The following is a 13,027-nucleotide window of genomic DNA, read 5'->3' on the forward strand; positions in this document are numbered from 1 at the left end:
GTCCCATAAGATTCTCCCCCTTTTCTTTCGATTTCCGATAAAAGTAGTTTAACAGAAATCGAATAAAAAGAAAAATTTATTATAAAACGTTGTCGTCAAAATGACGGTGGATAAAAATTGATTTTAGCAACTTATCAAGAATAGTTGTCCACAAAAAATAGCCCAAATTTATTCCTAATAAAGTATTTTAATCAAAATGTAATTAATAGTTCTGTTAGATAAAGGATATTCAAAAAAATGAGGAAGAAACTGTGGATAAGTTCTTCCTCCAAAAAATAAAATTTCTCTGTTTTTTATATTTTAGTTCAGCCGAAGGCTGAACTGTTACTATTTTTATATTTTGTGCATTTTTAATTTTCATTTCCTGCATAATTTTGTATTTTTGCCAAAATACAGAACAAGCGCCTGCAAAATTTGCAAGCGCCTGATTATTTTTATTTAAAATATTTCACTCCAGACTCAAAGATCTTCAGATCCTGTTCTCCGTAAATGTTCATTGCAACGGAACGTCCACGTCTTTCTGAATGGGCCATTTTACCAAATACTCTTCCATCCGGGCTGGTGATACCTTCGATTGCAAGATAGGAACCATTAATGTTCCATGTCTCATCCATAGATACATTTCCCTGTGGGTCGCAGTACTGAGTTGCAACCTGTCCATTTGCGATCAGCTTGTCAAGCCACTCTTTGCTTGCAACAAAACGTCCCTCTCCGTGAGATGCCGGGTTTGTGTAAACTCCGCCAAGCTTTGCTCCGGAAAGCCATGGAGACTTGTTGCTGACTACTTTCGTGTACACCATCTTAGAAATGTGGCGTCCAATTGTATTGTAAGTCAGTGTCGGAGAATCCTCTGTCTGTCCTGTAATTGTTCCATTTGGAACAAGTCCCAGTTTTACAAGAGCCTGGAATCCATTACAGATACCAAGTACCAGTCCGTCACGCTCCCCAAGAAGTTTCTCAACCGCCTCTTTCATCTTCGCATTCTGGAATGCAGTTGCAAAGAATTTCGCAGAACCATCCGGTTCATCACCAGCGCTGAATCCACCTGGGAACATGATCATCTGAGACTGCGCGATTGCTTTTTCAAATACATCGACAGAATCTACAATATCGGAAGCACTCATATTGCGGAATACTTTTACGATTGTTTTTGCTCCTGCTCTCTCAAAGGCTCTCTTACTGTCATACTCACAGTTTGTTCCAGGGAATACCGGAATAAATACAGTCGGCTGAGCGATCTTGTGTTCGCAGATATGTACTTCTTTTGTATCAAAAAGACCTGTGTCGATCTTCTCGTCCTGTCCCTCTGCTTTGGAATTTGTAGCAAATACGCTCTCTAGTGTACTCTCCCATGCTTTTTGGGCATCTGCAAGGGCAATCTTTGTATCTTTGTATTCAAAATTCTGCTCTTCTGTCACTTCACCGATGACTGTGTAATCAATCGTCAGTCCATCCAGCTTGTCAGCCGGAACTTCAGCGATCAGATCTCCAAATGCAGGTGCGAACAAGTCTTTTGCCTCTACGCTCGCATCTAATGTTACACCCATGCGATTACCAAATGCCATCTTGCTGACAGCCGGAACGATTCCGTGTCTGTCAAGTGCATAAGCTGCCACAATCTTGCCGTCATGGATATCAGCAGTAAATTTACCATACTGGTCCATAACTTTTTCATAAACCGGAACATCATACTCGTCTGTCGGAATCTGAAGCCATACAAGCTTATCTCCTGCTTTCTTAAGCTCCGGTGTAATAATATCTTTTTCTGTTGCCACATCCACTGCAAAAGAAACCAGTGTCGGTGGTACATCAATATGCTCAAATGTTCCGGACATACTGTCTTTTCCACCGATAGAAGGAAGACCAAATCCAAGCTGTGCACTGTAAGCACCAAGAAGTGCTGCGAATGGCTGGCTCCATCTATGTGGATCCTCTGTCATACGGCGGAAGTACTCCTGGAATGTGAAACGGATCTTACTGTAATCTCCTCCTGCTGCCACAATTTTTGCTACAGACTCTGTCACTGCGTAAATAGCTCCGTGGTACGGACTCCATGTTGACAGATACGGATCGAATCCGAAACTCATCATTGTAACCGTATCGCAGTCTCCTGTCAGTACAGGAAGCTTTGCAACCATAGCCTGTGTCTCTGTCATCTGATACTGTCCGCCATGCGGCATAAATACAGAAGATGCTCCAATGGAACCGTCAAACATTTCCACAAGACCTTTCTGTGAGCACACATTCAGATCTTTTAATGTCTCCATCCACTTTTCTTTGACATCTGTCACTTCTTCTCTTACGAGGATACTGTCTTTGCGGCTTGGAATATCTACAGCTACTTTTGTCTCCTGATGAGCACCGTTAGTATCTAAAAATGCTCTGGATAAGTCTACGATCTTCTTACCTCTCCAGGATAATACAAGTCTTGGCTCCTCTGTTACGACAGCTACCTTTGTTGCCTCTAAGTTCTCTTCCGCTGCATATCCCATAAATTCATCTACATCCTTCGGGTCTACAACAACAGCCATACGCTCCTGAGACTCAGAAATTGCAATTTCTGTTCCATCAAGTCCTGCGTATTTCTTCGGTACTTTGTCCAGATCTACCTGAAGTCCGTCTGCAAGTTCTCCGATTGCAACAGAAACTCCTCCGGCTCCAAAGTCGTTACATTTCTTAATTAATTTGCTGACTTCCTCTCTGCGGAACAGTCTCTGGATCTTACGCTCTGTCGGCGGATTACCTTTCTGTACCTCTGCTCCACAAGTCTCGATAGACTCCTCTGTATGTACTTTAGAAGATCCGGTTGCTCCACCGCAGCCGTCACGTCCGGTACGTCCACCGAGCAGGATAATGATATCACCAGGATCTGAAGTCTCACGGATTACTGCACGTCTTGGTGCTGCTCCGAGAACAGCTCCGATTTCCATACGTTTTGCCACATAATTCGGGTGATAGATTTCCTTAACTGCACCAGTTGCAAGTCCGATCTGGTTACCATAAGAACTATATCCATGAGCTGCCTCACGAACCAGTTTCTTCTGAGGAAGCTTTCCTTTCATTGTATCTTTGATAGATACAGTCGGATCTGCTGCTCCGGTCACACGCATTGCCTGGTATACATAAGTACGTCCTGATAATGGATCTCGGATTGCTCCGCCAAGACATGTAGCAGCTCCACCAAAAGGCTCAATCTCTGTCGGATGGTTGTGTGTTTCATTTTTAAAGTTCACAAGCCACTCTTCTTCCACGCCATCTACCTTAATCGGTACAACAATACTGCAGGCATTGATCTCATCTGACTCTTCCTGATCCTGAAGCTTGCCTTCTTTTTTCAGCTTTCTCATAGCCATCAATGCAAGATCCATCAGACATACAAATTTGTCCTCACGCCCTTTAAAAATCTCGCTGTGATTGCGAAGGTACTGCTTGTAAGTATCTTCCATCGGTTTTCGATAATCTCCGTCTCCAAAGGAAACTTCTGTAAGTTCTGTTGAAAATGTTGTATGACGGCAATGGTCTGACCAGTAAGTATCCAGTACGCGGATCTCTGTCATGGAAGGATCGCGGTGCTCTTCCCCTTTGAAATGATTCTGGATATGCTGGAAGTCACGGAATGTCATTGCAAGTCCAAGAGAATCATATAATTTCTTAAGCTCTTCCTCTTTCATATCCTTAAATCCGTCAAATACAATAACATCAGCAGGCTCGTCAAATTTTGTCACTAGTGTCTCCGGCTTCTCCTCTGCTGCTTCTCTTGAGTCTACCGGGTTGATGCAGTGTTCCTTAATCTTCTGAAGTTCTTCTTCTGTAATAGCTCCATTCTTACCATGAATAATATAAGTCGTTGCAGTACGGATGACCGGCTGCTCGTCCTCTTTTACGAACTGGATACACTGAACAGCAGAATCTGCTCTCTGATCGAACTGACCCGGAAGAAATTCTACGGAAAACAGACTGTCTCCGGAACCAACAGGAGCCTCCTCGTTCCAAAGGACATCTACCGGCGGTTCAGCAAAGATACCATTGCATGCTCTTTCAAATGTCTCATCTGATACGTTCTCCACATCATAACGATTCAGGATACGCACATACTCTACGTCTTTGATTCCAAGATAATTGCGAATCTCATGTGCAAGTGCCTTCTGCTGGACATCATAGCTGCCCTTTTTCTCAACATACACTCTTCTTACATTACTCATTCGTCTTCCTCCATTGTGTTTATATTTTTATTTGGTAATAGTTCTGTTACTTTAAATCTTCATTATTTATTTCATTGTAACATACCCACCATTATTATTAAAATTAATATATTTAAATCCTTTTATAAGTTTTACTAATTTCTTTCTTTTTTCCATTTCCAGTTGTACACGACCGCTGCAACTCCCGGCACGGCAAGTAATACGATAAATATCACGCCGACCCGGATTACCATGTCCAAGAAAAATCCTTCTGGCAGCATGCGGATCATATAATCTGTCTCCGGGTCAAAGATCCAGAGATTATTTGTAAAAAACAATTTATGAAACAGCGTAAAACAGCTTGTAAAATCAATGCTCATGGCAACTCCCAGAATTGCCGCCAAAATAAGATAAACAAACAGCGCCTGCAAATATCCTAGCGGAACCAGTCTTCGGAAATCTGCTTTTTTTGTCCTAAGAACAATCATTAAAATAGTTGCAAGAATCACCGCATAATTCCGAAGCTTCAAACCTCCCAGAAACAAATTCCTCACATCTGCCATGTGAAGCCTGTCCTGTTCATTGAAGAAATCCTGATGCTCACCGTCCACATCTGTGACAATTGACAGCTTTTCTTCCTTTCCAATCAGATAAGCCATCATATGTTCTGTCACTGCCATCACATTGTCAATCTTCATATTCAGATCGTCCGTGACCCGGTACTTTTCATATTCCTTTTTATAAAATCCGTAATGGCTGTCTCCATAAACTGCAAGCTGAAATCCAGTAATCAGCAATGCAAAGATTACCAGGAGCATCGTAAATGTAATGGTAACTCTGTACCAGATCTTCATGTTATCTTCCTTTTCTTTCCTAAACTACCTGCGCATTTTTTGCGATCCAGGTTTTTATCTCTAGTATTATACCAAGATATCTCATATCTGTATAGAAAAATCACTTCAAAACAAATTCTGCCATTGCATTTTGCATTAATTTACCTTATAATCAAATTAGTATTTATTAGGGAGTCTTATTATGGATATTAATTACGAATTATATAAAGTGTTTTACCACGTAGCAACTACACTAAGTTTTTCGGAAGCTGCGAATAAATTATTTATCTCTCAGTCAGCCGTAAGCCAGTCTATCAAAGCGTTGGAAAAAAAATTAAATCAAAAGCTTTTTATCAGGAGTACCAAAAAGGTACGCCTGACACCGGAAGGCGAACTGCTTCTTCGTCATGTGGAACCAGCTATGAATCTGATTCACCGTGGGGAAATCCAGCTTTTAGAAGCTTCTGAAGGTGTAGGACAACTTCGCATCGGTGCCAGTGACACTATCTGCCGTTATTTTCTTGTTCCTTACCTGGAGCGTTTCCATAAGGAATTTCCGGGAGCTCACATCAAAGTAACAAATGCAACTTCTATCCACTGTGTAGAACTATTAGAAAATGGACAGGTTGACCTGATTGTTGTCAATTCTCCAAATCCATATCTCGGAAACTGTGAAACAAAACATATCCGCTCTTTCCAGGACGTGTTTGTTGCAAATCATTCTTTTGATAAACTTGTCGGAAGATGCTTAAGCTACAAAGAACTTTTAGAACATCCGATTCTGATGCTGGATAAAAAAAGTACAACCAGCGAATTCCTGCATAATCTCTTTTTACAGCACCAGTTAGATCTCGTGCCGGAAATTGAGCTGAGCAGTAATGATCTTCTCATTGACCTTGCAAAAATCGGGCTCGGCATTGCATGTATACCCGATTACTGTGTTACCGGAAAAGATCTGGAAAAATTATTTATTGTTGAGACAAAAGAAAAACTGCCGGTGAGAGAACTGGTCATTGCTTACAATGACCGCGTTCCCATCTCCAAGGCAGCTACAGAATTTCTGAAATATTTTTAGCAGTTCCTTTTAAGGATCCCTGCACCATCTGAGGTTTTCCACCGCCACGGCCCTGGAAAGCCTCATTTAATTTTTTGCTGATCACTCTTACATCTTCAGAATGGCTTCCGATAACATAACGATATCCTTCTTCATCATTTCCTGCAAAAATTGCACAAATCTTTGCACCTCTCTCTAATAGAAGGTTCATTAGTTCTCTCGGTTCATTTCCACTAAGTTCACTGTCAAATACCTTTACCAGTTCCGGAGTAACGTCAATCTCCTTTGCCTGATAAGCCAGTAATTTTTGTTTGAGAGCAGACACCTGATTTTTCAGGTCAAGCTGCTCTTCTTTTAATTTTTCTACAGCTTCGGCAACTTCTGTATCCTTTGCACAGAGCAGTGCGGAAATCTTCTTCACGCTCTCCTCTTTCTGCTGATGATCTGTAAGTGCACGGCTTCCACTTAACATAGTGATGCGTTCGCCGCCTTTGTATGACACCATATCCACCAGTTTGATATTTCCAATCTCCCCAGTTCTATCTACGTGTGGTGCACAGCATGCACAGACATCCACGCCCGGAATATTCACAATACGGACCTGCCCTTCAATTTCAATCTTACTTCTGTAAGTCAGATCTTTCAACTCTTCCTTTGTCGGGTAAAGAATCTCTATATTCAAATTCTTGTAAACGATGCGATTCGCCTCTTCTTCGATTTCTTTCAACTGCTCCTTTGTAATCGGTCCGTCAAAATCCATCGTACAGTAATCAGCTCCAAGATGGAATCCTACATTGTTGTATCCGAATCTTCCATGTACAATTCCTGAAATGATATGCTCGCCGCTATGTTGCTGCATACTTTCGAATCTCTTTTCCCAGTCAATTTCGCCTTTAACGATCTCGCCCGGTGTCAGTGCGCCATCTGTGTAATGATAGATAATTCCATCCTTCTCCTGCGCGTCCAGCACATGAACCCCTCCAAGAATTCCTGTATCTGCATACTGTCCGCCGCCTTCCGGGAAAAATACTGTCTTATCCAAAACTACTTTGTATCCTTCTCCTTCCGGCTCACATGAAATTACCTGTGCCTCAAAATCTCTTCTATGACTACTTTCGTAGTACAACTTGTCTGTCATGTTACCTATAAATCCTTCCTGTAATATATACTACTCTTCATGATACCTTCAGATTGCTCCGTGCTATGCACTCCCACAATCCGACCTTGTTATCATTACATTCTCTCTGGTGCTTCGAATCCAAGAACATCAATGCAGGACTCCAATACTTTCTTTGTCAGTATAAGCAGTGCAATGTATCCCTGTTTCTTTGCTTCGTTTTCCTCTGCCAGAATTTTGGTTTCATGATAAAAATGATTGAATGCATTTGCAAGATCATAAATATACGCACAGATTTTATGTGGTGCAAGTTCTTCGTAAGCATTTTCCATCATCTCGTTATATTTTACCAGCGCAAGCATCAATGCTTTCTCGCTCTCGCCGGACTGCTGATTTACCTTAAGTCCAGTGACCGCTTTTCCTTCTTCCTGGTATTTGTTCAGGATAGATTTGATACGCACGATGGTGTACAGAATATACGGTCCTGTGTTTCCCTCAAAGGAAGTAAATCTGTCTACATCGAAGACATAATCTTTGGAAGCCTGATTGGACAGATCCCCGTACTTGATTGCAGCCATACCTACCGTTTTCGCAGTGTTCTTCGCTTCCTCTTCCTCTACAGTACGGTTGTCTGTGATCTTCTTGTACATTTCCTCCTGAATCTCAGCGATCAGATTCTCCAGACGCATAACACCACCTTCTCTTGTCTTAAATGGTTTGCCGTCTTTTCCATTCATGGTACCGAAACCTAAGAATTTCAGTTCTGTCTCAGAAGGAACGATTCCTGTCTTCTTTGCTGCACGGAATACCTGTACAAAATGTAACTCCTGACGCTTATCTACAACATAAATGACTTTGTCCGGATGGTAATCTTCCACTCGTTGAACCAGCGTTGCAAGGTCTGTCGTTCCGTAGAGAGATGCTCCGTCTGACTTTTGGATCATGCATGGTGGAATTTCCTTTGTGTCTGACTCTTCCTGTACATCAATCACAAGAGCTCCGTCATCGACATGTGCAAATCCTTCTTTTTTCAGCCGCTCAATCATATCCGGAATGTAAGCCTGTGCATCAGACTCACCTTTCCACAGATCAAAGTCCACATTCAGGTTCGCATAGTTCTTCTTCAAATCATTTACAGATACATGCATAATGTGGTTCCAGATTGCTGTATAACCTTTATGTCCGTTCTGGAGTAAATATGTGGCATGCAATGCACGCTCTCTGTACTCCTCATCCTCTTTTGCTTTTCCACTTGCTGTCGGATAGATCTCCTCCAACTCAGATATGGTAAATGGAGCCTCTGCCGGATATTCTCCTTTAAAACTCTCATCAAAATATGGAAGTTCTGGTTTTCTTTCCTTTAATTCCGTAATGATCAGTCCCATCTGATATCCCCAGTCTCCCAAATGGATATCTCCAAGAACATTATGTCCCATTTTTCTTGCAATTCGTTTTACGCTCTCACCAATAATTGCAGAACGAAGATGTCCTACATGAAGCGGTTTTGCCACGTTCGGTCCGCCGTAGTCGATCACGATCATCTTAGGCTTGTCAGTCTTATTCAGTCCGAGGTCTTCATCCGTCTCCATCTCATCCAGATAATCTGCTACAAATCTTTCGTCTAATTTCAGATTGATAAAGCCCGGATTTACTGCCTGAACATCGCAGAAGCAACCACTTCCTTCTAATTTTGCCACAACATCCTGTGCAATCATGATCGGTGCTTTATGATAAGCTTTTGCTCCTGCCATAGCACCATTACACTGATACTCGCAAAGATCCGGGCGGTTCGACAATGTTACTTTTGCATAATTCCTGTCATATCCTGCTGCTTCGAAAGCTGCTGCCAGTTCTTCCGCTATAAAATCTGATATTCTCTTCATGCTCTCTACCTCTTATTTATCGTAATTTTTCATTTACAAAATATGTCACATTGTATTTTAGCACAAGAAAATAAAGCCAACAACCTTAATTCTTTTCACACACAAGATTTTCAACGCTTTTTTAGAAAGTCTGGTTGCTATTCCAGCAAATCTATGCTATTATAATAGTAATAATTACTGTTATTATACAAGATGGGAGGTTACCTATGAACAAAAAAGTACTTCGAAATTTATCTTATGGTGTATATGCCGTTTCGGCACTTGGGGAGAATCGTATGTCCGGCTGCATTGCCAACAGTATTATGCAGATTACTTCTTCCCCTGCAACTTTAGCTGTCAGTATGAATCATGATAATTATACGCATGAATGCATTGAAAAAAGTGGAATGTTCGCAGTTTCCATACTTTCTGAAAAGACTGACCCCAATATCATCAGCCAGCTTGGATTTCAGTCTTCCAGAGATGTGGACAAGTTTATGAATGTTTCTTTTATTACAAAGCATAATATTGCCGTTGTCGATGATGCATGCGGTTATCTTGTCTGTAAGGTCATCGATAAAATGGAAACAAATACCCACACAGTCTTTCTTGGGGAAATCATTGACTGTGATATGTTGAATCAGGAAACACCTATGACCTATGCCTACTATCACAATATCATCAAAGGCAAGAGTCCGAAAAATGCACCGACTTACCAGCCGGAAGATCTGGATACGGTAGATTCTGCTTCTTCTGACTCTTCAATCACTTCCAGTAATTCCTCCGGAAATGGCAAATGGGTGTGTAGTATCTGCGGATATGTCTATGATGGTGATATTCCATTTGAAGAACTTCCAGACACATTTGTCTGTCCAATCTGTAAACAGGGCAAGGATAAATTTAAGCAGCGATAACTTGTCTGACAGACACATTTTATATTAAATTAAAGGTTAGGTTACATCTATGAATTTAAAACTTGGATCTCATGTCAGCATGAGCGGAAAAAGCATGCTCCTTGGCTCTGCAAAAGAAGCTGAATCCTATGGAGCAAATACATTTATGTTCTATACCGGAGCACCACAAAACACCAAAAGAAAAGAGATTTCTGAACTCAATATTGATGCCGCCTGGAACTATATGAACGAAAAAAATATTTCAGATATCGTCGTTCACGCTCCTTATATTATCAATCTTGGTAATACCGTAAAACCTGAGACATATGAACTGGCCGTGGAATTTCTGGCAAAAGAAATTGACCGCGCGGCCGCCTGCAAAAGCCAGACTCTGATTCTGCATCCTGGTGCCCACGTCGGTGCCGGAGTTGAAACCGGACTTCAACAGGTCATAAAGGGGCTCAATGAAGTCTTGACAAAAGACACGCCTCTTCATATTGCACTGGAAACCATGGCGGGAAAAGGATCGGAACTTGGCCGGTCTTTTGAAGAACTTGCAGCAATCTATGACGGCGTAGTCTACAGCGACAAACTGCGTGTCTGTTTTGATACCTGCCACACTCACGACAGTGGTTATGATATCCGTGGTAATTTCGACGGTGTGATCGACGAGTTTGATCATTTGATCGGTAAAGATCAGATTGCGGTCTTTCATATTAACGACAGTAAAAATGTGTGTGGTGCAAAGAAAGACAGGCATGCCAATCTCGGCACTGGAGAAATTGGATTCGATGCCCTCTCCTATATCGTACACCACCCGGATTTTGAACAAATTCCGAAAATCCTTGAAACTCCATATATTCCTTCTCCAACAAAAGAGAAGAAATCTTACGCACCATACAAATATGAGATTGCGATGTTAAGAGCCAGTCAGTTCGATAAGAATTTTCCGGATAATATTATTGCAGAAAATGAAAATTAAAAATATAAGCAGTAAATCTTCATGGTTTGCTGCTTTTTTGTTACTCATTTCCAGCAAACTCTACTGCCAGATTCTTGTAAATGAATCATTTTTCCACAATTGTGCTTGACACTTGCGAGCGTCTGTATTATTGCATTACTCAGATAGTACAATAATACAAAATGAAAGGAGTACATAATATGCCATGGAATTTAGATAGTGACCGTCCCATTTATCTTCAGCTCATGGAACGAATTCAACATGATATTATCTCCGGCACCTATAAACCCGGGGACAAACTTCCTTCTGTTCGCGAACTTGCTATGGAAGCATCCGTAAATCCTAACACAATGCAAAAAGCACTTTCCGAACTGGAGAGAATTGGTCTGGTACACTCCCGCCGTACAAGCGGACGATTTATTACGGAGGACGAAACAATGATAAAACAATTAAAAACAGAGACTGCCACCGAGCATATCCGTGAATTTTTAAAATCAATGGAACATCTTGGATTTACCAGACCGGAAATCCTGGAACTGGTTCAAGATACAATGAAGGAGGAAAAATAATATGAAACCCATTTTAGAATGTAAAGGGCTTTCCAAAAAGTACAATAAAAGTGCCTACGCTCTCCACAATCTGAACCTGACACTGAACCATGGTCAGATCATCGGACTGCTTGGTCCAAACGGTAGCGGGAAAACTACACTGATCAAACTGATCAACGACCTCTTAACACCGACAGAAGGGACTGTTCTTATCGACGGAGAACTTCCTGGTGTCCACAGCAAGAATATCATGTCCTATCTTCCAGACCACAGTTATCTGGACGGTTCCATGAAAATCCAAGATCTGGTTTCTTACTTTGCTGACTTTTATGAAGATTTTTCCAAAATCCGAGCCACTTCGATGCTGAAGGACCTGAACATAGATCAGACAGCACGTTTGAAAACTCTTTCCAAAGGAAATCAGGAAAAAGTAGCACTGATTCTTGTTATGAGCCGTGACGCCAAACTATATATACTTGATGAACCGATCGGAGGTGTTGACCCTGCTGCCAGAGATTACATCTTACACACGATTTTAAATAATTACAATGAACATGCAACGATTTTGATCTCAACACATCTGATTTCCGATATTGAAAATATTTTAGACCGCGTACTCTTTATCCAGAACGGTGAACTCGTATTAAATGCAACCGTCGATGATATCCGGTCAGAACAAAAGAAATCTGTTGACGCATTATTCCGGGAGGTATTCAAATGTTAGGAAAAATCATCAAATACGATATGAAAGCCATGAATCGTTTTTTAATCATCATTCATGCATTTCTGCTTATATATGCATTTTTTATCCGTATACTGATCACAGGCAGACTTACAGCCAACAATGTTCATAACTTGGGTAATACTTACTTCTTAATTCTTGGATTGACTGTTTCTTTTGGTATTATCCTGCTTACCTGTGTTGCTTTTGCAACCTCAATTATCATTGCTGTGCATTTTTATAAGAGTACATACTCTGACGAAGGATATCTGACCCACACCCTGCCGGTCAAAAAAGGAACTCTCCTGTTTGCAAAAGTCATTGCAGGAACAATCTGGTGCATAATCGACATAATTGGACTCTTTGCCGCTATATACATTGCTGCCTGGGTGCCATATGTAAAAGATTCTCTCTCCGTCAATAAAGCTCTCCTAATGGAAATTTTCGGTTTGGAATCCCATCTTGGAGTCTTTGGATCAATTGCCTTTTACATCTTTTTCATGATAGCCGGAACAGTTGCAAATGTTATATTATATTACGCCTGCATCTCTCTGGGACAGATATTTACCGGTCATCGCGTCTTTGGCGCTGTTGCCATGTACTTTATCGTTACATTTGTAGAAAGCATTAGCTGTCTTTTGATTTTTATCCCACTTGGGCTGCTAAACACCCAGACTGTAACTATTGAAACAAGTACAACACTTTATATGTCTACACCATCTCAGTATATGTTCGGTCTTTTGGGAATCTCTCTGGCTTTGATGATTATATGGAGTGTGATTCTTTATATTATTACTTATTATCGTCTGAACCGTAAATTAAATCTGGCATAATCGTTATACAGCAACAGCATTATT

The 13,027-nt window shown here is 41.1% G+C and carries 10 protein-coding genes; 6 read left to right on the top strand and 4 right to left on the bottom strand.

Annotated features, from left to right (window positions below; translation table 11 throughout):
• Positions 1 to 434 precede the first annotated feature (434 nt).
• Positions 435 to 4,202 (bottom strand): phosphoribosylformylglycinamidine synthase, encoded by a 3,768-nt coding sequence (locus G593_RS0112300; protein ID WP_029731873.1) that lies wholly within the window; start codon positions 4,200 to 4,202, stop codon positions 435 to 437.
• Positions 4,203 to 4,336: 134 nt separating this feature from the next.
• Complete coding sequence (locus tag G593_RS0112305) at positions 4,337 to 5,035, bottom strand: TIGR01906 family membrane protein (protein WP_022278651.1); 699 nt, start codon at positions 5,033 to 5,035, stop codon at positions 4,337 to 4,339.
• Positions 5,036 to 5,216: 181 nt separating this feature from the next.
• Here G593_RS0112305 and G593_RS0112310 point away from each other — a divergent pair, with 181 nt between their 5' ends.
• On the top strand, positions 5,217 to 6,089 hold the full coding sequence (locus G593_RS0112310; protein WP_005339204.1) for a LysR family transcriptional regulator: 873 nt from the start codon (positions 5,217 to 5,219) through the stop codon (positions 6,087 to 6,089).
• Here G593_RS0112310 and G593_RS0112315 read toward each other — a convergent pair.
• A complete protein-coding gene (locus G593_RS0112315; protein WP_029731874.1) occupies positions 6,064 to 7,206 on the bottom strand; it encodes a serine-tRNA(Ala) deacylase AlaX in 1,143 nt (380 codons plus the stop codon). The genes G593_RS0112310 and G593_RS0112315 overlap by 26 nt on opposite strands.
• Positions 7,207 to 7,301: 95 nt before the next feature.
• A complete protein-coding gene (gene argS, locus G593_RS0112320) occupies positions 7,302 to 9,068 on the bottom strand; it encodes an arginine--tRNA ligase (protein ID WP_029731875.1) in 1,767 nt (588 codons plus the stop codon).
• Between the two features lie 206 nt (positions 9,069 to 9,274).
• Between argS and G593_RS0112325 the strand changes: the two genes are divergently transcribed.
• The 5 genes from G593_RS0112325 (at position 9,275) to G593_RS0112345 (ending at position 13,003) form a co-directional block, all read left to right on the top strand.
• Positions 9,275 to 9,961, top strand: a complete 687-nt coding sequence (locus tag G593_RS0112325) for a flavin reductase (protein ID WP_029731876.1) — start codon at positions 9,275 to 9,277, stop codon at positions 9,959 to 9,961.
• Between the two features lie 49 nt (positions 9,962 to 10,010).
• Entirely contained in the window at positions 10,011 to 10,922 is a 912-nt protein-coding gene (locus G593_RS0112330; RefSeq protein ID WP_029731877.1) for a deoxyribonuclease IV, read from the top strand.
• 179 nt (positions 10,923 to 11,101) lie between these two features.
• Positions 11,102 to 11,470 (top strand): GntR family transcriptional regulator, encoded by a 369-nt coding sequence (locus G593_RS0112335; RefSeq protein ID WP_005339195.1) that lies wholly within the window; start codon positions 11,102 to 11,104, stop codon positions 11,468 to 11,470.
• Between the two features lies 1 nt (position 11,471).
• Positions 11,472 to 12,173, top strand: coding sequence for an ABC transporter ATP-binding protein (locus G593_RS0112340; protein ID WP_029731878.1), 702 nt, complete (start codon positions 11,472 to 11,474; stop codon positions 12,171 to 12,173).
• Positions 12,167 to 13,003: a hypothetical protein gene (locus G593_RS0112345; RefSeq protein ID WP_029731879.1), complete on the top strand. Its 837-nt coding sequence runs from the start codon at positions 12,167 to 12,169 to the stop codon at positions 13,001 to 13,003. Before G593_RS0112340 ends, G593_RS0112345 begins: the two co-directional genes overlap by 7 nt.
• Positions 13,004 to 13,027: the final 24 nt, after the last annotated feature.

It is taken from the genome of Dorea sp. AGR2135, from assembly GCF_000420885.1.
GTDB lineage: Bacteria > Bacillota > Clostridia > Lachnospirales > Lachnospiraceae > Dorea > Dorea formicigenerans.